This window comes from Pelatocladus sp., assembly GCF_059505505.1.
In genome coordinates this window covers 1-24216 of the sequence record NZ_JCACKS010000216.1, presented here as the reverse complement: position 1 = coordinate 24216, position 24216 = coordinate 1, and the positions used below count along the sequence as shown (strand labels likewise).

Below are 24216 nucleotides of genomic sequence, written 5' to 3'. Positions count from 1 at the left end.
CATAATGGCAGCAGCGCCAGACATGCATCGTTTTGGACATCACTTAATAGTCGGTATTTCTGGTACTAAATTAAACGATGACGATAAACACATACTGAGTGAACTCAAGCCAGTGGGGATGATCTTTTTCGCCAAAAACTTTCGTTACGGTGTTCACTATGAAGAATGGCTGCCAATCTATCAGGATCTAGTTAATCAAATTCGGCAATATGCTGAACGTGACTCGATGCTGATTACTATTGATCATGAAGGTGGTACTGTCCATCGTCCATATTTACCAATCACTCGATTTCCCCATGCTTTTTTATTGCAGTCTCGTGCGCGTGAAGTCGCCAAAGCAGCAGGATTAGAACTGAAGTCACTAGGAATTAATGTATCTTGGGCGCCTGTAGCAGATATTTTCTCTAATCCTGGTAACCCAATTATCGGACCTCGTGCTTTTGGTATGACTCCAGAGACTGCTGCTGCTGGTGCGCGTGAATATTTTCTGGGATTGCGGGAGGCTGGAATTATTGGTTGTGCTAAACACTTTCCTGGACACGGAGATACCAGCACAGATTCCCATCTAGAGTTACCAGTACTGAATTTAACAATAGAAGAACTACGAAATCGCGAACTTATACCTTTTCAAGCACTCATCGCCGAACAAGTGCCGATGATCATGACTGCTCATATTTTATTTCCCCAGATAGATGCTAATGTACCTGCAACACTATCACAGACGATATTGACAGGAATACTCAGAGAAGAACTTAATTTTGCAGGAGTGATAGTATCTGATGACCTAGATATGAAAGCTGTCTCAAATATGTATACTAAAACTGGGACTGTGGCGCAGACATTTAATGCTGGCTGTGATTTATTCATTGTCTCCCGCAATCTACCTTCATCATCTGTGGAACGCACCTTTGCGATCGCTCAAGATTTTGTAGATTCTCTCAGCAACGCTAGCCTTGATGAACGCATTGTCGAAGCAGCAAGAATGCGAATTGATAGCCTAGTAGCCACGACTCCCCAATACTCAGTTTCAACTCTAGATCAAGACATACTCAAGCAACATGCAGAATTAGCGATCGCTTGCACTTTTAAAGTGACATAGGCTTGTATCTCGACAAGGCGATCGCCTTGCTAGCAATTTAATTTTATAATCAGTTACAGATCACGTTAAATTATTAATTATGAACTAGAGAATAAATTAATGGCTTGGGTTTTTTTGTTTCTGGCGATCGCTTGTGAAATCTTTGGAACTACTTCTCTCAAATTGGCAAATGGCTTCTCAAAACCGACTTACTTAATTGGTGCAGTTATTGGATATCCTTTAGCATTTAGTTTTTTTGCATTCTCTCTTAAAACAATTGAAGTTAGTGTTGGGTATGCTGTCTGGTCTGGGATAGGGATTATCGGAACATCAATATTGGGTGCAATCATGTTTCAAGAACATATCAGCCTAACCAAAGCTTTATGTATTAGCTTGATTTTTGTAGGAGTTATTGGTTTAAATTTAATTAAATATTAGTAAAATTCTGAATTAAATTGTTTTGTAATATCTATAAAAGTACACTATAACTTATTAGGAGAATGCTTATGGTTTCCCCTAACGAAATTGAAATCAAGTTGTATGAAGCCTATGATGCAAGCTACCAAGTTTTTCTGAAAAATTGGCAAGTAAATCGTCAAGTAGCTCTCGATTTGATGCAAAAACACCTCAATCCACAGCCCCCACAAGTAGCCGTGTTAAGTGTAGGGGCTGGTCCAGGTGATTTTGATGTACAGGTTATAGATACTCTCAAGCAAAAAATATCAAAAGAATTTAAGCTTCGTTATGTCGCTGTTGAACCAAACCATTTACATCGACAGCGTTATGAGCAAAAAATTAATCCTTCAGATTTTGCTGATGTTGATTTAAAAGTTCATCCAGAAAAAATTGAAGAATTTTGGACAGATGAAAAGTTTGATATTATTCACTATACCCATTCGATGTATCATATGCCAGATCACGAGCAGCAGCTTGTGCAAAAAGCAATGGAGATGCTGAAAGAAAATGGCTTTTTGCTACTCACACTTGATACTAGAGACGCTGTTATATTTGACACCATCTTTAAATATGCTGCTCTCACAGGAGAGGGCTTCACAGATATGCTACAAATGGAAAAAATGCAAGAAATTGTAGACAATCTAGGATTGTCCTATGAAGTGGTAAATTATCCAGAATACATGGATGTAACACTTTGTTTTGAAGAAAATTCGTCAGCAGGGAAAGCGCTTATGGATTTTTTCTGTCAATCAGATTCGAGCCAACTTTCTGATGAACAACGGCAAGAAATGTTACATTTATTAGCGTCTAATATAAGTGAGAAAGATGGTAAGAAATTAGTTCCACTACCTGCTGCAACAATGGTTATTTGCAAGTAAGTAAAGGAAAGGCTTTGACGCTTAATGAGGACTTTAGTCCTCACTACAAACTTCCCTTTCTGTTATCCTTATTCTGGTTGATTTACTTGTAGCCAATTAAATAAATCTGCGACCACAGTAAAATCTAATATAGCTTCGCCAAGTGCTTCTAATTTATTTAAAGAAAGAGACTGTATGCGCTGTTGAGTTTCTGGTGATAATTTTCCCAGCCTTCTTTGTAGTAGTCGCAAGATAATAATTTGTTCACCTTCTTGTCTGCCTTCTTGTCTACCTTCTTGTTTTCCTCGCTCGTAGCCTATACGTTCGCCCGTCGTAATATAAGTCATACTACGCTCCTGCTCAAACTGTTTAAATTCTTCCCAAAACTGATTTTCCAAGGCTTTTGGTAATATCATAACCCAATCAATAAATCGATACAGGTTGCGGATATCCTGTTCTTGTAAGCCCAAATCATAAAGCCTGCGAATCAAGCTAAATTTCCATGCTTTGCGTTGTTCTGGTTGTTTTTGTGTTTGTTGGGTTTTCAAATGCGCCATAACCACAGTTGCAAATGGGTTACGGCTATTTTCTAACTCAGTCCAGCGATTTTCATAATCCAAAAGCTTAATACTTCCAAATTCAAAAATTAGGTGAGTATCGGGATAATTGTAACTGTAATTGTTTGGTTGCCATTCACGATTTGCGCCACAGAGAATTGCCAGACTATTTGCTGGTTGATCGAAGCGGTCGAATATGCGAAAGTTGTAAGTAAACATCCGCTTGGTGAAATTATCTTCTTTTTTGGCTTGAATTTCAACATGCACTAATAACCAAAGTTCTTCTCCTTGGGTATGCCAAACTTTAACTAATTTATCAGCATATCGTTTACCTTGTTCGGCTTTACGGGCGATTTGTTGAAACTCTTTATCAAGAAATTCGTAAGGACGTTCCCAATTAATTAATGCAGCTGTTTGAGGAAAAAAGAACTGCATTGCTTGAGGAAAATAAGCTTCTAGAATTTCTTTCCAAGGACTATCAAAATCGGCGCGTTCATTAATCTCGGTCATGAATTATTGATTATTACCTAGCTGAGGATTCCTCTGTATTATTCTTTCAAAGCTAATTGATTAAAGCATGTAGAGTGGGTCAGTACAATTAAGTACTTAAATTCGAGGACTAAAGTCCTCACTACAAACGCCTCCCAATACTGCTCGGTTAAGGATTTGTCGTCGTAATTTTGGGCATGTAGAGACGTTGCACTGCAACGTCTCTACAGGTTTTAAATGTCAATCGATTTGTCTTATCCGAGCAGTATTGAGATCGATTTGTCTTATCCGAACCGTATTGAAACGCCTCCTTATCTTCCTTGTCCTCTTAAATCCCGTGACTCTTCCCAATCACCCAATGACGACGGAAAAACCGTGCTAAAGAAGACTCTTCGAGTGATAGAAAAATTGGGCGTCCGTGGGGACAGGTGCGGGGGTTGCGAGTGCGTTGCCAGTCATCTAAAATTTGTTGCATTTCTGGTAAGGAAAGGGGTGTACCATTGCGAATGGCACTGCGACAAGCAACAGCTACTTGTGCTGTTTGTAAATCTCCTCCTCGACTCAGTTCTAAAATTGCGTCTGCACAGTCGTCTCGCTGCTGTAACATTGCGGGTATACTGCGGATTGCCCAGAGTTGTTCACCAAAAGGTTCAATATCTAAACCAAGGCGCTGTAGTTGAGACACTTGCACTGAGGACAATTGATAGAGAATGATCGGTGGTTCCATCGGAGTAATTTGCCAGCGATCGCACAATTGTTCGTACAATATCCGCTCATGAGCAATATGCTGTTCCACTAACCACAAACCGCCGGGATGTTCAGCGACTATATAAGTATTGTTAACTTGTCCGACGGCTTTTAAGGTGTGAGAAGTTGAATTATCTTCAGATGAATTGGAAGGATTAATGTTGTAAGCACCGCTTTCTTCTGCTACTTTAATTAATTTCCCAACTCTACTAGTGTGAACTGCTTCTTGAATTGTGTCAGAATTAATCTGGAGTGCTTGTTCAATGGCTTGGCTGACTTGGTTTTGCCAATAATTCAAATCATTGAGATAAATTTCTGTCTTGGCGGGATTGCGGTTCCAATTAATTTGATCTGGAGAAATCACCAGATGTAGACAACAAACCGGATAGCGATCGCGTGGTAATGTTCTGTGAAATGCTCCTAAAATAGTTTTTTCTAATTCCGGCGCTTTGACTATTCTGCCGTTTACCGCAACCCGCAGCCAATCTGGACGATGGCGATGACAGCGATCAGGTAATCCCACAACTATATTTAGGGAATGTTGGGGAGAATTAGACAATTCTATTTGCAGTTCTTGTAAGTCTCCCGGACGTACCTGGTGGATCAGTTGCGGTAGGAGTTTCCCCATCGTCGCAGCTGGAGAGATGTTAAACCATTCCCGGTCATTTTGCCAAACTTGCCAAGCAACTTGCGGGTGACAAATGGCTATTTGATAGATATTTGCTTGTACTGCTTTCATTTGCTGTGCGATCGCTGGTAAACCCTGACGTCTAGCGATACAACTACCAAAGAGATTGGAGACTGTGACAACTGTACCAGGTGCGATCGCGGCTGCTTGTTGATGTAGAATTTGCCCTCCATAGCCATATACTACCCGTGTTCCCCCAGTAAACGGAGCAGATACAAGCGGAGATGGGCGACTCAAGATTTCTAACTCAGCCAAAGTCGTCAAACTGTGCAACGCTTCACCACGAAATCCCAAACTAGTGATTTTCCATAAATCTGCACAGCTATGAATTTTACTGGTACTGTGGGCTGATGCTGCTCGTTGCAAGTCTTCCAAGTTCATCCCGCAGCCATTATCAGCTACTTGGATTCGCCATTGTTCTGGCCAAAGAGAAACCACAATCCGTGTTGCACCTGCATCGAGGGAATTTTCTACTAATTCCCGCACTACAGCTGCGAAAGAGTCTATCACTTCTCCAGCTGTAATTAAATGTACGACTTCTTTTGGTAAAACTTGGATTGTGGATACCATCTAGTAGACCTTGACTAGGGTAGTCTCGCCACAGCACAGCTTGGCCGTGAGGGAAATTATGGGAGTATAAAAGGGATTTGATATCCATTTTATTGCCAAATGAACTATCTTGAGTACGCTTGATTTTCTTTAAACCCTAGTTCGACTGTTTGACGCACTCCTTCATAGCTGAGTTTTTTCAGAATTATTCATAGATTAAGTACCAAGATGTAAGTTCATGATTCTTTTCAAGATACAATACGCAGCTGTACCGACTCTGGGTTGAGATATCAGTGGGATGCCACCCTTCAAGCTGGCATGATTCAATTACTTCTGTTGGGCAATTTTTCCAGTTAGCAATTGAACTAAAGGGAAACAGAGAACTCATCACAAAAAATCTTGCGACTTTGAGGTCTTTACAAAAGCCTAGAATTTTCTTTCCTTTTGCTATACGTTTGATATTATTGCTGATTTCCAAAAGTGCTGATGTTCGGTACTGCTTTTGAACCCATAAGGTTCCCAATTCAACATATTTTGATTCTGAATTTGCTTTCAGCGAATCATGCCAAATAAAACAACAGCCAATGATTTGACCCTGAATAACGACAAAATGTGCAAAGCCGTCTTGAAATCTTTCCCACAAGCTGTCCGCTCTATTTTGAGACAAAGCAATGCCTGATTCATTTTGTAGCCTTTCTATTAGCAATGGCATCATTTCTTTACAAACCATTTAGCTTTTGCTGTATATACTGGGACAGTTTATATTTTGTCAAAATATTGAGGGGTATATGGGCTGCTCCTTGGATATATCCCAGGCAATTTTCACTTTGACAAATACAATTAAATCCTCGATCCATTGACCATTCCGTTGAGGGATAAAAGAATTTTAATTCTTCTCCAATTTCTATTTTTCTAAGAGTAATCAATATCCTATTTTTCGTATCAAAAAAAACATTAGGAGCGCAGCTATGATTGATATATTGCAAAAACTCAGGGTCGAGCATAATATGTTGATGCTCGCCAATTTGGACAGTTAAATAACTAGGACTATCAAGGATTTCTTTCGGGCTAAAATTAGCGATGATTTGTCCATCCTCAAACTCAGCAGTAGTATGTAAGGATTTGCTTTGAGTAACTGAACACTCCCAAACCTCAGCAAAGGGTGCGACTCTCTTTTTTATGATATTTTTTTCGGTTTTCTGCATTGTTTTTACTCTGGGAAAATTTAATTTCTGCTCTGATGGGGCGAATGGTCGCCCACAATCGTTGTATAGTCAAGCTTTTAGGATCTGGGCAATATAACAGCGATTTACAGAATTTTGCAGCGGAGATAAAGTAAGACACAAAAAATCAGCAGAATTGATATTAACTTGACAAGTTATAGCGTTTTCCGACCTAGTGAGGTACGGTTTTAAATTTGGTTATATTTTTGGATAAAGATTGAAAAAGATTAGGTGTACCTCAGTAGCTTAGGAAACGCTATAATATTTAATCCGTAATTAATAAGACTTTTTAACAAGGCTAAATAGTTTTAAACAGCTTATTAAACGGTTAATAAGAGTATATTTATAGGAAATTTAAAATTTAGTCAAGGAAAAATTGTTGCCTGCTTACTCGAAAATAAGCTACATTTTGTTCTCTGTGTTCCCAGAGAGCAGAGCAAAAACAGTGTGATAACTATGTCATATCAACCTGAAAAACTATTGTCATTAAGGTATAGCAACTGTTTCAGATATTGCTAAGATTGTCAAGGACTTTTTCGTTCATAACAGAGTACATCATTAATATCCCTATCTGTTTCCCTGCTCCTCTGCTCTAAAAGCGATTATTATGCGATCGCCTTGCAAGTATTGAAGGAATTTCAATTAATTGTGGACAGCATGGAATAAACTCTCACTTGTCTATTAATTAGATATACATAAATTTATATTTCTTGATATAAAAGCATATATATTTATCAATCTTCATGAAAATATTTATTCTTTTTAAAAAAAGCTCGATAAAAATAAGTTTTTTGATAGATTGCTGTTGATAGTGGAAATCAACAAACTATTAGGCAAAAACAATTAATTTAGGTGGCTATTATGCTTGATTCTGTTGCACACGACTTGAAATCTCGTCTGGAATTGGGTCAACCTGGTTTTACGATTTTGGATGTACGCGATCGCAGCAGCTACAATACAGGTCATATTACAGGAGCAGTACCCATTCCCTTAGCTGACTTGGCAGACCGCGCTAAAATTGCTTTCCATAGCAAGCGCGAGATTTTTGTTTATGGTGAAAACGACAAACAAGCAGCCGAAGCTTCACAACTTTTAAAAGAGGCTGGATTTGCTCATGTCTGTGAAATTAAAGGTGGTTTATCCGCTTGGAAAACAGCCGGAGGTGCAACAGTAGGAGCTTAGAATTCAGTTATCAGTTATCAGTTATCAAATTTAAACTGGTCACTGTTAACTGATAACTGGTAACTGTTCTAATTTTTCATAGCTACAAGCTTAGTATCTTCAGGATTCAGCAATCCATTTAATAGTGATGCTGGACGTTGACTGTAAGGCCAAGCAAAAGCATGACGGAAAGCTGCATCCTGACAAGCTTGGAGTTGTTGAAAATTAATTATGTCGTAGGTGAGAAGATTTTCGTACTCAAACGGTAAGCGGACGTTGTGTAGTCCAGCGTTATCTGTGCAAATGGCGATATCGACTCCAGCATCAAAACAACGGTCGAAGACAATCTTAAGTTGGCGGATATCTTCTAACGTACCTGTTTTTAGGTAAGTTGTGGGGCAAACTTCCAAACACTGATTCTGTTTTGCTAAATCTGGAAGTAATTCAGGGTACAACAAAGGAATTTGGATTCCATGACCAATTCGCATCAAAAATGGTAACAGTTCTGGATAACAACCGACTGTTGTTTCGTAAAGGTGTCCTGTTGTACCAATTCCTAAAGACAGCGCATAGTTATATAGTTCTACCCATTCTTCTAGGCGATCGCCATAATAACTATCTCCCCCTGCCACGTCTACTGCACAAACGTACTGCTTATTTTGTGCAGCTAAGTCTACAATCGCTTTATTCACCTCATAGGGTAGGCGCGAATGCATACAAAGAATTTGACTAGTGACAATCGGATATTCAGGTAGTTTACTTGCCTTACCTACAACTTCGACAATTTCTGCCATTTTGTCAATTCTTTGTGATTGACTCAGGTGTTCTGGTGTTCGTAGATAAGGTGTATAACGCAGTTCTAAGTAAGCCAAATTTTCAAATATATAAGCACCCCGTAATAGCCGATAAATAAAGTAGGGTAGAGTCTCTACAGTTTGTACACTTTCTACAAGAGTGTGTAACTCTAAATACTCATCTAAAGTATTACGCGGACGTGTGTAAAACTCTTCAAAACCTTCATAGTCAGCAAACCGAGAAATTAACTCCGACGAATGACGTTCAAAGTACCGCCATAAAACTCGTGGTACAACCGAACCACCAAGGTGTCTGTGTAACTCTGCGTATAAAGTCATAGTAGTGCTATTCAGAACAAATATTAATTATTATTAACAGTAACAAATAAAAAAATAATTTGCTTGTTGTCGTGTTATTTGTCATTGGTAGGGTTTGGTGTTTGTTTACTGTTAGTAACCTAGCTGTGTTTATTCCTGCTTATTTACCTTAAAAGCTTTTAATTTTATGCTTGAAATTCAGTGTTTTGTACGAAAACCAAAGTGTGATCGCTCACTGAAAAAGCTTGCAATTAATATGGGCGATCGCTCATATCAATAACTAATTTGATTTGTTCGCAAAGACACACTTGCCAATTGCTATTTCGTTTGATGTGATATCTGTCTGCGATCGCCCCTACTAATATTTTTGTTTTAAAAGGTTGACATCTGCTGCAAAATTTGGCGATAATTTCAATTTGTGAAAACTTTAGCTTTTTAATATAAACTCTTGGCTAACGTTATTGTTATAGGTGCCCAGTGGGGCGATGAAGGAAAAGGAAAAATCACCGACTTACTCAGCCGCTCCGCAGATGTGGTAGTACGTTATCAAGGGGGTGTCAATGCTGGACACACAATTGTAGTCAAGGGTCAAACCTTTAAATTGCATTTGATTCCCTCTGGTATTTTGTACCCGGATACAGAGTGCATTATTGGTTCTGGAACAGTCATCGATCCACAGGTTTTAATCGCAGAACTCGATCAAATAGAAGAACTTGGCATTTCTACCAACAATTTATTAATTGCTCAAACAGCACACGTAACGATGCCTTATCATCGCTTGATTGATCAGGCATCAGAGGAACGCCGAGGAAATCATAAAATAGGTACGACTGGTCGAGGTATTGGTCCAACCTATGCCGACAAATCGGAACGGACAGGCATCAGGATGTTAGACTTGATGGACTTCCGAGGACTACGTGATCAACTAGAGTGGACGATCAATTATAAAAACGTCATTTTAGAAAAGCTTTACAACTTACCACCGCTAGAACCCCAGAAGGTGATAGATGAATATCTGGGGTATGCGGAAAGATTGCGACCTCATGTAGTCGATACCTCCTTAAAAATCTACGATGCGATTCAGCGACGACGTAATATATTATTTGAAGGCGCACAAGGTACACTTCTTGATCTAGATCATGGGACTTATCCCTACGTCACCTCTTCTAACCCAGTAGCTGGCGGGGCTTGTGTTGGTTCAGGGCTAGGCCCGACAATGATAGACCGGGTAATTGGGGTAGCAAAAGCCTATACTACTCGTGTTGGCGAAGGGCCTTTCCCCACAGAATTAGATGGGGAATTAGGAGAATTGTTGTGTTCCCTTGGTGCAGAATTTGGCACAACCACCGGACGCAAACGCCGATGTGGCTGGTTTGATGCGGTCATTGGTCGCTATGCTGTGCGTATCAATGGCTTGGACTGTTTGGCGATTACTAAACTAGATGTCCTTGATCAACTAGAGGAGATTAAAGTTTGTATTGCCTATGAGATAGATGGGGAACGCTGTGAGCATTTTCCCACAAGCGCCCGTAAGTTTACTCAGTGTCGTCCGGTTTACAAAACCTTACCTGGATGGCAGCAGTCTACCAGTAACTGCCGTTCTTTAGATGACTTGCCACGCCAAGCGTTGGATTATCTCAAATTTTTGGCAGAATTAATGGAAGTGCCGATCGCGATTGTTTCTTTAGGAGCCAGCCGCGATCAAACTATCATTGTCGAAGACCCGATACATGGCCCCAAACGGGCTTTGCTACACGCCGATGGTTCTCCAGCTTCATTGCTGAGTGCTTAGGTTAGCGATCAGGGATCGGGGATCAGGGATCGGGGACAAGGAGGACAAGGAGGACAAGGAGGACAAGGAGGACAAGGGAGATAAGGAAGAGAATAAACACTAATCCCCTTTCCCTGATCCTGATCCTGATCCCCTTTCCCCGATCCCCCAATTTGTCAATTAACAACTCACAATTTCTATGGAACTTACGATTGATTGTAAAAAGCGGCCGGAAGGTAGCAAACCTAATGCTTTGCGTCGTTCTGGATTTATACCTGCTAATTTGTATGGTCACAAAGGTAGCGAGTCTATTTCTCTAGTAGTTGATGCTAAAACTGTTGAGAACTTGCTCAAGAAGGCTCGTGTCAATAAAACTGAGTTTGAACTCAATGTAACAGATTTGGATTGGCGCGGTAAAACGGTGATCCGAGAAGTTCAAACTCATCCAGCAAAGGGAACACCTTACCATTTGAGTTTTTTTGCTTCCAGCAAAGGTTGATACAGTTTGTCATAATTGCTGAAAAGACCAGGGTGAAAACCCTGGTTTTTTGTTGATTGAATTACATAGAATACATAGACGCGCTCATAGGCTTCTCGTAGAGTACCCGAAGGGCTTCTCGAACAGTAGGACAAGTAGGACACAAAGAAAAAATATGACTGTTTCTATTCCACCTTTAATTGAACAGATGTTACAGCCTGAGTTTTATCCTCATGCTGTACAAGAACCAGTAAAGTTAATTCAGACGCATGTTTCTTATGTGTTGTTGACTGGGGATTATGTTTATAAGTTGAAGAAGCCTGTAAATTTTGGCTTTTTGGATTATTCGACATTGGAAAAGCGCCAGCATTTTTGTCAGGAAGAGTTGAGGTTAAATCAACGAGGTGCTGGGGAATTATATCTAGAAGTATTGCCTATAAGTTTGGTAGGCGAGCAATATCAACTAGGGGGAGCAGAAGCTGTAGAGTATGCGTTGAAAATGCGTCAGTTTCCCCAGGAAGCTTTGCTGAGTGAAATGTTTGAGCAGGGGAAGTTAGAGGAGAAACACATAGCAGAATTGGGACGAATAGTAGCAGAGTTTCACGGTAAAAGTGCTACCAATGATTACATTCGTTCTTTTGGGGAAGTATCACAAGTCCGGGCTGCATTTGACGAAAATTACCAGCAAACGGAAAAATATATTGGTGGACCACAAACTCAAGTGCAGTTTGAGGAAACAAAGCAGTATAGCGATCGCTTTTTTGCAGAACGTGCAGATTTATTTAAAAGTCGCATTAATCACAACTATATTAAGGAATGTCACGGTGATCTGCATTTAAGAAATATTGCGCGATGGCAAGATAAAATTTTGCTCTTTGACTGTATAGAGTTTAATGAGCCGTTTCGCTTTGCTGATGTCATGTACGATGTGGCGTTTACAGTGATGGACTTGGAAGCACGGCAGTGCAAAGATTTAGCTAATGTGTTTTTGAATACTTATATTGAGCAAACTGGAGACTGGGAAGGTTTGCAGGTATTACCTTTGTATTTAAGCCGCCAAGCGTATGTGAGAGCAAAAGTAACTTCGTTTTTGTTAGATGATCCTGGTGTACCGCCAGAAGCCAAGCAAGAGGCGGCGAAAACTGCTGCGGCTTATTACCAGCAGGCGTGGGAGTATACTCAACCGCGTCAAGGACACTTAACTTTAATGTCCGGAGTATCTGGTTCTGGCAAAAGTACAACGGCTAGGTATTTAGCTCAACAGATCGGAGCAATTCACCTGCGTTCAGATGCAGTGCGGAAGCATTTAGCGGGGATTCCTCTACTGCAAGCTGGTGGAGATGATTTGTATACACCCGAAATGACTCAAAAAACCTATGCACGTTTGCTGGAATTGGGAATAATGCTCGCAAGTCAAGGTTTTAATGTGATTTTAGATGCTAAGTACGATCGCCAGCAATTACGACAAGAAGCGATCGCTCAAGCCCAAGATAAGCAAATACCTTTACAAATTCTGGGTTGCACTGCACCGCCAGAAGTTTTACAACAACGTCTACAACACCGCACTGGTGATATTGCTGATGCAACTGCTGAATTGTTGGATTCACAACTTGCTGCTGCTGAGACTTGGACTGAAAAAGAAAAACCACTAGTAAAAATTTTGGACACAACTCAACCAATACAGGCACAATTAAAGGAAATATCTAAACTAATGCCTTAATAGAGGATTTGAGATTTTGGATTGGAAGTTATTACTGAGTAGAAAAGTAATTTTTGTCATTGACTCCGAAATCTAAAATCCAAAATCACGCCACGTGCTACAACGGAGGGTAGACGGGAAGCGGCTTCTGAAAATACCTCCGCAACGCAGTGGCTCCAAAATCCAAAATCCTGTTAGAGGTTGACCTGATGGCACCACAAAAGAACAATTTCAACCAATTTCTATCGGTTTCGCCCAACTTTCTCAATCAAATCCTGTTTGGGGTATTTTTAACACTCATTTTTTTGGTAGTTGGTTATGCACTACCTATAAGCCTTTTCTTGGGTGTGTTGGGTGGTTTGGCTGTAGGCTGGCTGACTACTGCTAATAAAAGTAGCCCTCAGAGTGATGCAATTGCTTCTTCTGAGGGTATTGATGCAGGTTTGAAATACTGGTTATTTTTCTTACTTGGCTTTGTCTTTTTGGGATACAAACCATCTGTAAGCATCTTGCTGGGTTCGTTGGCTGGTATTGGCGGAGGCTGGCTGATTGCTTGGTGGAAAAGCAAGGAAGAAACTAGAACTCAAATTCCTGATGAATTAACAGATGAGACACAGCTAGAATTACCCCCTACCCCAACTGTCAAACGACGCATCCGAAAGCCTATACGTCGTTACCGTCGTTCATCTGATAATTCCAACTGGCCACAATTTTGGCGGAGGTAAAAAAGTTTTGGGGATCACAGATCAGGGATTGGGAATTGGGGATTGAGCATGAATCACCTTAACAGTGATCAGTTTAATTTGATCACTGATCACCGATAACTAATTAGTTGTCCCCTTTGTCTCCCTCCTCTGTTGTCCCCGATCCCTTGTCCCCAATCCCCTTGTCCCCGATTCCCGATCCCTCTTTATGTTCTTATATCTCTCAAAGTTGCTACCACTATTTTTTTATCCTTTGGGGCTAGCTAGTATTTGTCTGGTGGTAGCACTGTTTATGGTATGGAAACGCCCTCGTACAGCAGCGATCGCGATGATATTGGCACTGCTGATATTGTTATTGAGTAGTAACGCCTGGATTGCTAATCTCATGGTGCGATCGCTCGAATGGCAGTATTTATCACCCGCGCAACTACCAAATGCTGAAGCGATAGTTGTATTGGGCGGTGCTACCAAACCAGCTTTACCACCACGACCGGGTGTAGATTTAAATGAAGCTGGCGATCGTGTGATTTATGCTGCTCAACTTTACCGCCAAAACAAAGCCCCCGTGATTATTCTGAGCGGTGGACGTATCAATTGGGACGATAACCAAGGTTTAGCAGAATCTGAAGATATGGCTCAAGTCCTTACATCCATTGGTGTTCCACCAGAAGTTCTCATTCAAGAATCGGAATCTCTCAATACCTACCAAAATGCAGTAAATGTCAAAAAAATACTTGATACTCGTGGAATTCGCCAGATTTTACTGGTGACTTCAGCTATGCATATGCCGCGATCTTTCTTAATCTTTAAGCGTCAGGGCATTGACGCTATCCCTGCACCTACTGACTTTCTTGTGACTCAAAGTGAAATGGAAGCGCTAGCCCATACTCCCAAGGCTGCTATCTTGAGTTTGCTACCAGATAGTTCTAATTTATACAAATTTACTGCGGCAGCAAAAGAATATGTGGGTATGTTCGTATATCGTTTAAGAGGTTGGCTTTAATTTGAAAGCCAAATAACTGTGATCAAGAACTGGCTAAGTAATAATGGATCAGGAGTGGCACAATTACTTTTGACTCCTTATGTCTAAAGACTTACCATATATTATTCCTTTGCCTCAACCTCAAGTTGAGGAAGGTTTTGCTGTTTACCAAACAACTCACCAGTTTTATCACGAAGTTAAAACGAGATCAGAGTATCAAGAATACTGTGAGTGGTACTACGCAATAGCAGAACAGCATCGTCGAGATCTTAAAAAAATGCGCGGCGAATTTAATATAATGCAGTTTTTTCGCCGCCAATGAGGGATGTTAGATAATTTCTAACTCCTGTTCACGGAAGTGAGCTTTAAATTTTTTACTAAACTTCACTAAGACTGGCAAGTTAGCACTAACTGGTCTATCGTGCCACTGGGTAACAATATCCATCACTTCTCCCTCTGTACCTTTCAGGTCAAATGCATTACCGCGATGTTCGGGATGATGGTACACTACCACGGATTCTTTAACACGAACGCGATCGCCTTTCTTCATAACAATATTTACACCTAGCTTCTGCTTTTCCACAAGTGTCTCCACTGTCATCCCTCACTGAACTTGCTGCTGATAAATATAGACTGCTTGCAAAAGTCGATTTTTGCTTCTAGTAGTATTGAGGCGTAATTTAACGCCTCAATACTACTAGACAAACAAAGCCTGCCCATGCAGGCTTGAATATGGTTTGTTCTGTTAGTCTAAAACTCTGTTTTCCAATCGACGAAAAGAACTAACAGAGCAAGGCGACATCAAAAATCGCCTATACTTTGGCAACAGTCTCAACCATTTTATCTTCACTCTAGGGTGATACAGCAGTCAAGTTAGTGGTTGTGGTTGATAGTTGGTTGTTGATTGTAGTGAAAATCTAAAATCTTAAAGTAAGACCTCATTTTAAACATCTAGTGCCTCAAGAATCATATCCAATCGAAGCTGATCCTCAGTCCACTTTATCTTCTCTCAGAGAAAGTGCAATTTTAAGCATTCGCAATCGTCTGCGTCCTGGACAGCAACAAATGGCTGATTGGCACTCTGGGCCATTGGCTGTCTCTGCTGTTCCTGGCGCTGGTAAATCTACAGGAATGGCGGCGGCGGCGGCGATCGCGATCGCCCGTCAGTATCAGCGTTCAAATTCTTCAGGTTCGTCTCAACGTCGTCAGTTGGTAGTTGTGACATTCACTCGTTCTGCTGTTGCTAATATCAAAGTCAAAATCCGTAAATACTTGCGTGAAGAATTATCACTACCTCAAACTGGTTTTGTTGTATATACGCTGCATGGACTAGCTTTAAATATTGCTAGTCGTCATTCCGATTTATCAGGATTGCAATTAGACAATGTCACATTAATTACGCCAAACCAAAGCCATCGTTTCATCCGTACTGCCGTAGAACAATGGATTGCTAGCTATCCAGGGCATTATTTTCGCTTACTAGAAGGTATACAATTTGACGGCGAAGAAACCGAAAGATTACGCCGTCAGTCAGTATTGCGAACAGAAGTCTTACCAGACTTGGCAACAACCGTGATTCATGAAGCAAAAAGTTCGGGAATGTTGCCAGAAGATTTACGACGCTTGGGTCAACAAACCACAGATAACTATGAAATTTTAACTGTTGCTGCGGGATTATACGAACAGTACCAAAAATTAATGCGATCGCGTGACTTCATTGACTACGACGACATGATTTTAGCCGCACTGCGAGTCCTAGAAAATTCCAGCGCCCGCAAAATCGAACAAAACCAAGTATTCGCCGTTTTTGAAGACGAAGCCCAAGACTCTAGTCCCCTGCAAACCAAACTATTACAAATTCTTGCCACCAATCTCGACAATCCCAACCAACCAAACCTGATTCGTGTCGGCGACCCCAACCAAGCAATTAACTCCACCTTCACCCCCGCAGACCCGATTTATTTCCGTGAGTTTTGCGAAGATTGCAACAGCAAAAATCGTTTAGCAACAATGGATCAAGCAGGTCGCAGTACCAAAATGATTATTGATGCTGCCAATTTCGTTTTGCAATGGGTAAATAGTTCCTATCAAGCCAAGAATCAAGGATCTTTTAATCCTCCCACTTCCCCTTTCCGTCCTCAAACGATTCGCCTTGTTAACCCCAATGACCCTCAACCAGATGCGAATCCTCAACCAGTCGGACGGGGACTAGAACTGTATACTCCACGTGATATTCATCACACAGTTGAATTGCTCTCTCAAAGAGTAATTCAGTTATTTGTTCCAGAAGCAAATGCAATTAGTGCAGCTATCTTAGTGAGAGAAAACCGTCAAGGTAGATGGTTAGCAGAAGCATTGACGGCTGTATGTAAAGAGCATCAAATTACACTGTATGATGTCGGAGAACGCGATCGCCATTCCCATGTACCCCAAGAAATTTTGGCATTATTACAATTTTGCGATCGCCCCCACTCCGCCGATCACTTGAAAGCAGCCTTAGAAGTCTTTGTACAAAGACAGTTAATCCCCACTCAAGACCTCAACGCCCCTGCTTCTGTACCTGAAGAATTCTTGTACCCAGGCCCCTTGTCTGCACCCCAGCCAGAAGCAGTACAAAAAGCCGCACATCTATGTCGAAGTTTACTGCGGGCGCGGATGGAACTACCTCTGTATCAGCTGATTTCCTTCCTAGCTTTGGCATTAAATTACGACCAAGCAGAACTTGCAACTGCTGACAAACTCGCAGAAAGGGTGAATATACAAATAGCTGGTCATGCTTCAATGACAAATATGCTGAATATCCTCAGTGAAATCGTTAGTTCCGAAAGATTTGAATCCGTAGAAACAGAAGATTTAGAAGCCCGTTATACCCGTCGCGGTCAACTGACAATTATCACCATGCATAAAGCCAAGGGTCTAGACTGGGATTACGTATTTCTACCATTTATGCATGAAAACTTAATACCTGGTCGCTTTTGGGTTCCTCCCCAAAGCCAATTTTTAGGAGACTTTACCTTATCAGAAGTCGCCCGCGCCCAAATTCGAGCAGCACTTCACACTCAAGTAGATTTACCAGATGTAAGCCCAGCTTGGGAACAAGCAAAATACCTCAAAACAGCAGAAGAGTATCGTTTACTCTACGTCGCCATGACACGGGCAAAACGCCTGTTGTGGATGTCTGCTGCTCAAAAAGCGCCCTTTACTTGGAGTAAACCAGAGAATTTGCAAACCTCAACACCATGTCCTGTCTTCCCCGCATTAAAGCGACAGTTTCCTGAATGTGTTATTTAATTAATATTCTCAAAGCTACTGACATCGTGCTTTTTTCATTACAGCTTGAATATACTCACTTTTTCCCTCAGTGTAAGCTTCTCGATCTGTAGAGAAACGTACTGCTAAATCTCTTTTTAAAGCTTCATAGCGCTTTACCTCTTCAGGATGCATCCGCAAATAATCCCGGAATAACTTTCGTTGTTGCCAAAACTCTCCATACACCTCAACAATGTGAACATGATGCGTGCGCTGGTTGCCGTATGGGGGCATTCCTTTCACAAAAAACATCCTTCCTGGACGTGGATCATCTCGCCAATAGACGTATCCTAGTGCTTCCAACACAGGAATGGCCAGCTTTCCATCTTCTAGAGAACGCACTCCCACCATAATATCAATCACTGGTTTTGCTGCCAGCCTTGGTACTGCTGTGCTGCCAATATGCTCAATCTCAACAACCAAATCACTGCCTAGTGCCTGCCAAATAACTGTCGCCTCTTCCGCAAACATAACTTGCCATCGCGGATCATATTCAACAATCACCACCTCATCCATCTTTAACTTCTCCTCTTTTTCTTGGCGTTCTTCGCGTCTTGGCGGTTCGTTTCAAACTCAATAGTTTATAATGATGGATTGTGTCGAATTATAGCCATCCTCATGCCCAAACTTAAAACTCGTAAAGCTGCGGCAAAAAGATTCCGCGCCACCGGCAGTGGTAAAATCGTACGTCGCAAGGCATTCAAAAACCACCTGCTCGAACACAAAAGCTCCAACAAAAAGCGTAAGCTTTCCAAAATGGTTCTTGTTGACGAGCGCGACGCCGAAAATGTACGCTTGATGCTCCCCTATTTGTAATTTTTTCAGGAAAATTTAAGCCATGACAAGGGTAAAACGCGGTAATGTTGCTCGTAAACGCCGCAAAAAAATTCTCAAACTCGCCAAAGGTTTTCGTGGATCTCACTCCACTCTGTTTAGAACCGCCAATCAACAAGTGATGAAGGCGCTGCGGAGTTCTTATCGCGATCGCAAAAAGCGCAAGCGTGACTTCCGTCGCCTCTGGATCACCCGGATCAACGCTGCTGTTCGTCAACAGGGCATGAGCTATAGCCAGTTTATCGGTAATCTCAAAAAAGCTAACATCTTACTCAATCGTAAAATGTTGGCACAAATGGCAGTCCTCGATCCAACTGGTTTTGCTAAAGTAGCAGAATTAGCAAGCCAAGCAAAGAGTTAAAAATGGGTAATCCCAAACAGGTAATGATGGGGGGATGGGAAAATAGGGCGGTAGGGAGAAAAACCCTGCACCCAAAACCTACCACCCGCAATTACTTTTTGCGGAGTATTGGCAAAAAAATAATTCTTTTGTTGTTGCTATTTGCCCTTGTTATTGCAGATACCCAATCATCAGCATCTGCCGCAGAACTGCCAGAAATTCGGCGGCGGGGCTATTTGAATATAGCTGTCAAAGATAATTTGCGTCCGTTGGGATTTACAGATACAAAGGGTAATCTTCAAGGTTTTGAGATTGACTTAGCCCAAAAATTAGCAGCAGACTTACTTGGGAAAGATAATGCTGTTAAATTCAAACCTGTAGCGAATCGCGATCGCCTTTCACAAGTTATAGATCATAAAGTTGATCTCACTATTGCCAGAGTGACAGCAACCGAATCACGCGCCCGCTTAGTGAGTTTAAGTATACCTTACTACTTTGATGGCACGAGATTAATTACCAAAAATACCTCTATACAGAAGCTAGGCGACATAGATAAACAGAAAATAGCCGTTCTCAAAAATTCCAGTACCATAGCTGATATTAAGTATTATTTGCCACAAGCAGATTTGGTCGGGGTGAATTCCTATGCAGAAGGGCGATCGCTTTTAGAAAATAATACAGTAGTGGCTTTTGCTGCCGATACTAGCGTTCTGAGTGGCTGGGTGCAACAATATCCTCAATATCGGCTAGTGCCAGTCAAGCTATCAACTGAGCCTTTATCTGTAGTCATGCCCAAGGGATTGCAGTATGATGATTTGCGACGCCAAGTAAATGGAGCGATCGCACGGTATTTGGAAAAAGGTTGGCTCCAGCAGCGCGCTCAACACTGGGGTTTACCGTAAAATGGCCATTGGTCATTGGTCAATGGTCAAAAAACTATTTACTCTGGACACTTGACTCTTAACTATCAACTGTAGCCAAGAAGTTGATAATAGATAAAGAAGATATTTTTAATAAAGGCAATGGATAACAATTTACCAGTTATTTATCTTGCAATTTTGGTGGGTATTCTCTTATTCACCTTTATCAATGTTGTTCCCCAGATTTTCAAAAATCGCAAGATAGAAAGAAACTTTTCACGCTTGCGAAATAAGCTGGCAAAAGAAAAGGGAACGGCTCAAGAGTATTACGAATTAGCTAGTATTTATTCCGAGAAAAAAGTTTATACTCAAGCGGTGACTCTGTTTCAAAAAGCTTTGAAAGCCGCAGAAGAAGAGGAAGAAAAAAATATTGCTGGGATTTATAACGGCTTGGGTTACGTTTACTTTGCTCAAGAACAATATGATTTAGCAATTCGTCAATACAAAGAAGCGCTGAAAACCAAACCTGATTATGTCACAGCTTTAAATAATCTAGCTCATGCATACGAGCGCAAAAATTTAACTGCTCAAGCACTACAAGCTTACGAAGAAGCACTCAAATATGATCCGAAAAATGCCACTGCTAAACGCCGCGCCGAATCTTTAAGGCGTTTGGTAGCTGCATAAGTTATAACCCCTCCCGCAAGGGTTGTAGAGACGTTGCACTGCAACGTCTCTACAGTATTTAAATGTCAATCGATTTATCTTATCCGAGCAGTATTGCTTAGGGATGGGGTTTTTTCTATTTCTTATTTTTATCTTCTAGGTTCTCAGTTTTTTGCAGTATCGGGATGCACTGGTTAATCATCCAAATTAAGACTTCGATGGATGCGTCTTCTTGTTGAATACGGTTTTCAGCTTGGATACCGACAAGTAAGATTTTCAGGACTAGTAATAAAGTGATAATTTTCTGATTTAGGCTGGAAGTTTGTTTCCTTGTAGTCATTTATTTGACCTCATGTTTTTATTTACGAGGTCAATTGTTTGTTTGGGCAATTTAATTTTATTAAGATTCTCTTTATATTTGACCGATGGTAAGAAATATTCGTTGGGATGAGTCAGTTTTAGAGAATGTTCTAAGTTTGGTAGATGCTTTACTTTTATTAGCCGAACAACAACCAGAAGATTTAAAAGCAGCGCTTGTTGTCAAGTGGGAAACTAACAAATTGCGCTTTACAGGATACCAAACTAAACAAGCAAGCGGAAAAAGAAGTCGCACAATTGAGTATGGTACAAAAAAAGAAGATTTACTTCATCAGATCAAACAAACTGGTCAACAACTTAAAGCATCCTGCAAAATCTAGTCTTAACCAGCAAGAGGAATTGGAAGAAGTTCAGACAGCACTTGATTGTTTGTTGGAGTTAGGACTCCGAAATGACGAAAAATCTGCAAAGAATAAAGGCTATTGGAAATTTACCCTGACGCTTAAACATTAAACAGCCACAAGGGAAGAAAATTTGGAGGTGGTAAAGCAGAAATGGAAGAAACATCCAAAAACGAATTCTCCAGAAATTTCCCAAACCCCACCTCAAACAATAGATGACACCATCGACTTCTGCTTTCTCAACCAAGCGACGATGCAAAGACTTTGGCATCCGTACCAACAACTTACCACTATAAGTTTCATCATTACTAGGCAAAGGTATTTCATCCCCGGCTTCATACACAGTTTCAATCCACAACTCCCGCGCCTCATTGATATTTGTCATCGCCTCTTCTAAAGTTTCACCTTGAGAGAGACATCCAGGTAAATCTTTAATTTGAGCAACATATCCTCCTTCTGGATCAGGATATAAAGTCACAGGATATTGAAGATTTAAATAGTATTCTAGAGATGGTTTTTTAGTTGGTTTGTGCTTCTGATTAAGTTTCTCTATCATCACACTAATTTTGATAGGTTTAGTAGGGGCTTTATACCTCGTTTAAGCACTTCAGTGCTTACTAAGAAATTTTTAGACTGTCAAAATCTTTGTTACAGGCTACTAGGATTATATGTAGTATCACGTTATAGTCACAACTAGCTGCGATCGCCAGCAATTTACCATCATTACCTTGCAAGTTCTCGAATGCTAAGGAATTTACCGAAACGTTAATTTTTATTGAACTTTAGCAACACGAATGTTGTTTTAGTAGAGCATCCAATCCCAAGCAGCAACAACGTCTCAAGCTTTATTAGGGGATGTAAACTTACAAGAAGGCAACTACTGTCAGGCTAGAACATTTGAGAGAATCAAAAACGACTTAATAATTAAACACAAAAGTCCACCTCTTATTCGGACACGCTTGGTTTAATTTAAACGGAGAACACTATTATGAAATTGGCTTACTGGATGTATGCAGGCCCAGCCCATATCGGTACTCTGCGGGTTGCCAGTTCTTTCAAAAACGTTCATGCTATCATGCACGCACCACTGGGCGATGACTACTTTAACGTCATGCGCTCAATGCTGGAACGGGAACGAAACTTCACCCCAGTAACTGCTAGTGTTGTTGATCGCAACGTTTTGGCGCGTGGTTCCCAAGAAAAGGTGGTAGACAATATTACCCGTAAAGACGCCGAAGAACATCCAGACTTGATTGTTCTTACCCCTACCTGTACTTCTAGTATTTTGCAAGAAGATTTGCAAAACTTCGTCGAACGGGCGCAGTTGGAAGCCAAAGGTGATGTGATGCTGGCGGATGTTAACCACTATCGGGTCAACGAATTGCAAGCAGCCGATCGCACTCTGCATCAAATTGTCCAGTTCTACATCGAAAAAGCTCGCAAAAAGGGCGAACTTCCAGAAGGCAAAACCGAAAAGCCCTCTGTTAATATCATCGGTATTTCTACTCTTGGCTTTCACAACCAGCACGACTGCACCGAGTTGAAACGATTAATGGCAGACTTAGGAATTGAGGTAAATGCTGCTATTCCTGAAGGTGCTTCGGTTCATGAGTTGAAAAACTTGCCTCGTGCTTGGTTCAATCTTTGTCCTTATCGTGAACTTGGCTCAATGGCAGCTGGTTATCTAGAAGCAGAATTTGGAATACCCTACGTAGATATTACTCCTATGGGTGTAGTTGAAACTGCTCGCTGCATCCGTAAAATTCAGCAGATAATTAATGCCCAAGGCGCTGAGGTTGACTACGAAGACTTCATAAACGAGCAAACACTGCATGTATCTCAGGCTGCTTGGTTTTCCCGTTCAATTGACTGTCAGAACTTAACAGGTAAAAAAGCAGTCGTCTTTGGTGATAACACCCACGCTGCCGCTATAACCAAAATTTTAGCGCGGGAAATGGGCATTCACGTTGTTTGGGCTGGAACTTATTGCAAATATGATGCTGACTGGTTCCGGGAACAAGTCAGCGAATACTGTGATGAAATCATTATTACTGATGATCATGGTCAAATTGGAGATGCGATCGCTCGTGTCGAACCCTCTGCCATTTTCGGTACACAAATGGAACGCCATGTTGGTAAACGTCTGGATATCCCCTGCGGTGTAATTGCTGCACCCATTCATATCCAAAACTTCCCCATCGGTTACAAACCATTTATGGGTTACGAAGGTACTAACCAAATTGCCGATTTGGTCTACAATTCCTTTACATTGGGAATGGAAGACCACTTGCTCGAAATCTTTGGTGGACACGATACTAAAGAAGTCATCACTAAGGGTATATCTACTGAATCTGACCTCAACTGGACTAAAGATGGTGTAGCAGAATTGAACAAGATTCCCGGTTTTGTTCGTGGTAAAGTGAAGCGCAACACCGAGAAATTTGCTCGTGAGCGAGGTATTAAAGATATCACAGTTGAAGTGCTGTATGCTGCGAAGGAAGCTGTAGGAGCATAGTTATATAGTTCGGTTTCAGCTTTGAGCTAGGTATGACATGAGAGTGTTTCCTCCTTGGGAACACTTTTCTTATTCCTATTACTTAAGTAATTTGAAAATAGAAATTTATGAGCAGTAACAAATCACCTAACAGTTCTAATCAAAATAGACTATACACAAGATTAATTACTATTCTAAGAATAGTTCAATTTATCGGCTATTTTATTGTAATTGTTTCTTTTGTTATACAATTTTCCATCTTTCGCACTTTGACTTTTCAACCATATTATGGTGCAGTTTTGTTAGGAGCCTTACTTTATTTAGTAATTAGTTTCATCATAGTATATACTTTTACAGAAGTCTTAATAGCAATTATTGATCTCTTAAGTGTATCGGCTCAATAAACAGGGGTAGCCAAGAAAAATAAAAAAAACGAGCGAGGA

The 24216-nt window shown here is 40.9% G+C and carries 26 protein-coding genes and 1 pseudogene; 18 read left to right on the top strand and 9 right to left on the bottom strand.

The annotated features are described in order from the left end of the window. The first annotated feature begins 4 nt into the window (after positions 1-4). From nagZ to AC5JMK_RS19185, 3 genes are all read left to right on the top strand, one after another. Entirely contained in the window at positions 5-1099 is a 1095-nt protein-coding gene (gene nagZ / locus AC5JMK_RS19195) for a beta-N-acetylhexosaminidase (RefSeq protein ID WP_495910814.1), read from the top strand. Positions 1100-1198: 99 nt separating this feature from the next. Then, complete coding sequence (locus tag AC5JMK_RS19190; protein WP_096672616.1) at positions 1199-1516, top strand: DMT family transporter; 318 nt, start codon at positions 1199-1201, stop codon at positions 1514-1516. 68 nt (positions 1517-1584) lie between these two features. After that, on the top strand, positions 1585-2412 hold the full coding sequence (locus tag AC5JMK_RS19185) for a methyltransferase domain-containing protein (RefSeq protein WP_096672614.1): 828 nt from the start codon (positions 1585-1587) through the stop codon (positions 2410-2412). Positions 2413-2480: 68 nt separating this feature from the next. On the opposite strand, the gene AC5JMK_RS19180 is transcribed toward AC5JMK_RS19185, so the two are convergent. The 4 genes from AC5JMK_RS19180 to AC5JMK_RS19165 form a co-directional block, all read right to left on the bottom strand. Then, entirely contained in the window at positions 2481-3458 is a 978-nt protein-coding gene (locus AC5JMK_RS19180) for an Rpn family recombination-promoting nuclease/putative transposase (RefSeq protein WP_495910813.1), read from the bottom strand. Positions 3459-3765: 307 nt separating this feature from the next. Beyond that, positions 3766-5442: a DNA mismatch repair endonuclease MutL gene (gene mutL, locus AC5JMK_RS19175; RefSeq protein ID WP_495910812.1), complete on the bottom strand. Its 1677-nt coding sequence runs from the start codon at positions 5440-5442 to the stop codon at positions 3766-3768. Between the two features lie 184 nt (positions 5443-5626). Further along, the gene (locus AC5JMK_RS19170; protein WP_096672608.1) at positions 5627-6151 is read right to left on the bottom strand and encodes a hypothetical protein; all 525 of its coding nucleotides are present in this window, start codon (positions 6149-6151) and stop codon (positions 5627-5629) included. Further along, entirely contained in the window at positions 6141-6626 is a 486-nt protein-coding gene (locus AC5JMK_RS19165) for an SET domain-containing protein-lysine N-methyltransferase (protein ID WP_495910811.1), read from the bottom strand. Before AC5JMK_RS19165 ends, AC5JMK_RS19170 begins: the two co-directional genes overlap by 11 nt. Before the next feature lie 879 nt (positions 6627-7505). Here AC5JMK_RS19165 and AC5JMK_RS19160 point away from each other — a divergent pair. Next, complete coding sequence (locus AC5JMK_RS19160; RefSeq protein WP_096672604.1) at positions 7506-7826, top strand: rhodanese-like domain-containing protein; 321 nt, start codon at positions 7506-7508, stop codon at positions 7824-7826. Between the two features lie 68 nt (positions 7827-7894). On the opposite strand, the gene AC5JMK_RS19155 is transcribed toward AC5JMK_RS19160, so the two are convergent. Beyond that, entirely contained in the window at positions 7895-8938 is a 1044-nt protein-coding gene (locus tag AC5JMK_RS19155; RefSeq protein ID WP_096672602.1) for an adenosine deaminase, read from the bottom strand. Between the two features lie 427 nt (positions 8939-9365). Between AC5JMK_RS19155 and AC5JMK_RS19150 the strand changes: the two genes are divergently transcribed. The 6 genes from AC5JMK_RS19150 (at position 9366) to AC5JMK_RS19125 (ending at position 14873) form a co-directional block, all read left to right on the top strand. Beyond that, positions 9366-10709 carry an adenylosuccinate synthase gene (locus AC5JMK_RS19150; protein ID WP_096672600.1) on the top strand — a complete coding sequence of 448 codons (1344 nt, stop codon included), beginning with the start codon at positions 9366-9368 and terminating at the stop codon, positions 10707-10709. A gap of 178 nt (positions 10710-10887) precedes the next feature. Further along, on the top strand, positions 10888-11187 hold the full coding sequence (gene rplY / locus AC5JMK_RS19145) for a 50S ribosomal protein L25 (RefSeq protein WP_053455620.1): 300 nt from the start codon (positions 10888-10890) through the stop codon (positions 11185-11187). A 154-nt stretch (positions 11188-11341) separates the two neighbouring features. Then, positions 11342-12886 (top strand): bifunctional aminoglycoside phosphotransferase/ATP-binding protein, encoded by a 1545-nt coding sequence (locus tag AC5JMK_RS19140; RefSeq protein ID WP_495910810.1) that lies wholly within the window; start codon positions 11342-11344, stop codon positions 12884-12886. Between the two features lie 188 nt (positions 12887-13074). Continuing rightward, complete coding sequence (locus AC5JMK_RS19135) at positions 13075-13590, top strand: hypothetical protein (protein WP_096678632.1); 516 nt, start codon at positions 13075-13077, stop codon at positions 13588-13590. A 187-nt stretch (positions 13591-13777) separates the two neighbouring features. Beyond that, positions 13778-14572 carry a YdcF family protein gene (locus tag AC5JMK_RS19130; protein ID WP_495910809.1) on the top strand — a complete coding sequence of 265 codons (795 nt, stop codon included), beginning with the start codon at positions 13778-13780 and terminating at the stop codon, positions 14570-14572. Between the two features lie 79 nt (positions 14573-14651). After that, the gene (locus tag AC5JMK_RS19125; protein WP_096672594.1) at positions 14652-14873 is read left to right on the top strand and encodes a hypothetical protein; all 222 of its coding nucleotides are present in this window, start codon (positions 14652-14654) and stop codon (positions 14871-14873) included. A 6-nt stretch (positions 14874-14879) separates the two neighbouring features. On the opposite strand, the gene AC5JMK_RS19120 is transcribed toward AC5JMK_RS19125, so the two are convergent. Then, entirely contained in the window at positions 14880-15152 is a 273-nt protein-coding gene (locus tag AC5JMK_RS19120; RefSeq protein WP_096672592.1) for a ferredoxin-thioredoxin reductase variable chain, read from the bottom strand. A 353-nt stretch (positions 15153-15505) separates the two neighbouring features. Here AC5JMK_RS19120 and AC5JMK_RS19115 point away from each other — a divergent pair, with 353 nt between their 5' ends. Continuing rightward, positions 15506-17842 (top strand): ATP-dependent helicase, encoded by a 2337-nt coding sequence (locus AC5JMK_RS19115; RefSeq protein ID WP_096678628.1) that lies wholly within the window; start codon positions 15506-15508, stop codon positions 17840-17842. Between the two features lie 15 nt (positions 17843-17857). On the opposite strand, the gene AC5JMK_RS19110 is transcribed toward AC5JMK_RS19115, so the two are convergent. Beyond that, on the bottom strand, positions 17858-18376 hold the full coding sequence (locus AC5JMK_RS19110; RefSeq protein WP_495910808.1) for a GrpB family protein: 519 nt from the start codon (positions 18374-18376) through the stop codon (positions 17858-17860). 102 nt (positions 18377-18478) lie between these two features. On the opposite strand from AC5JMK_RS19110, the gene rpmI reads away from it, so the two are divergent. The 4 genes from rpmI (at position 18479) to AC5JMK_RS19090 (ending at position 20581) form a co-directional block, all read left to right on the top strand. Further along, positions 18479-18676 carry a 50S ribosomal protein L35 gene (gene rpmI / locus AC5JMK_RS19105; RefSeq protein ID WP_026720095.1) on the top strand — a complete coding sequence of 66 codons (198 nt, stop codon included), beginning with the start codon at positions 18479-18481 and terminating at the stop codon, positions 18674-18676. A 22-nt stretch (positions 18677-18698) separates the two neighbouring features. After that, positions 18699-19055, top strand: a complete 357-nt coding sequence (gene rplT / locus AC5JMK_RS19100) for a 50S ribosomal protein L20 (protein WP_026720096.1) — start codon at positions 18699-18701, stop codon at positions 19053-19055. Positions 19056-19057: 2 nt separating this feature from the next. Further along, positions 19058-19936 (top strand): transporter substrate-binding domain-containing protein, encoded by an 879-nt coding sequence (locus tag AC5JMK_RS19095; RefSeq protein WP_495910807.1) that lies wholly within the window; start codon positions 19058-19060, stop codon positions 19934-19936. Positions 19937-20056: 120 nt separating this feature from the next. Beyond that, positions 20057-20581, top strand: a complete 525-nt coding sequence (locus AC5JMK_RS19090; RefSeq protein ID WP_096678624.1) for a tetratricopeptide repeat protein — start codon at positions 20057-20059, stop codon at positions 20579-20581. Positions 20582-20696: 115 nt separating this feature from the next. On the opposite strand, the gene AC5JMK_RS19085 is transcribed toward AC5JMK_RS19090, so the two are convergent. Next, complete coding sequence (locus AC5JMK_RS19085; RefSeq protein WP_495910806.1) at positions 20697-20900, bottom strand: hypothetical protein; 204 nt, start codon at positions 20898-20900, stop codon at positions 20697-20699. Between the two features lie 85 nt (positions 20901-20985). On the opposite strand from AC5JMK_RS19085, the gene AC5JMK_RS19080 reads away from it, so the two are divergent. Together AC5JMK_RS19080 and AC5JMK_RS19075 are read left to right on the top strand one after the other, a co-directional pair. Next, a complete protein-coding gene (locus AC5JMK_RS19080; RefSeq protein WP_495910821.1) occupies positions 20986-21258 on the top strand; it encodes a hypothetical protein in 273 nt (90 codons plus the stop codon). Then, on the top strand, positions 21182-21391 hold the full coding sequence (locus AC5JMK_RS19075) for a hypothetical protein (RefSeq protein ID WP_495910805.1): 210 nt from the start codon (positions 21182-21184) through the stop codon (positions 21389-21391). The genes AC5JMK_RS19080 and AC5JMK_RS19075 overlap by 77 nt, the downstream gene beginning before the upstream one ends. A gap of 105 nt (positions 21392-21496) precedes the next feature. On the opposite strand, the pseudogene AC5JMK_RS19070 reads toward AC5JMK_RS19075, so the two are convergent. After that, positions 21497-21832, bottom strand: a pseudogene (locus AC5JMK_RS19070) (type II toxin-antitoxin system HicB family antitoxin); the annotation flags it as partial. 435 nt (positions 21833-22267) lie between these two features. Between AC5JMK_RS19070 and bchB the strand changes: the two are divergent. Beyond that, on the top strand, positions 22268-23794 hold the full coding sequence (gene bchB / locus AC5JMK_RS19065) for a ferredoxin:protochlorophyllide reductase (ATP-dependent) subunit B (protein ID WP_096678622.1): 1527 nt from the start codon (positions 22268-22270) through the stop codon (positions 23792-23794). The last annotated feature ends 422 nt before the right edge of the window (positions 23795-24216 follow it).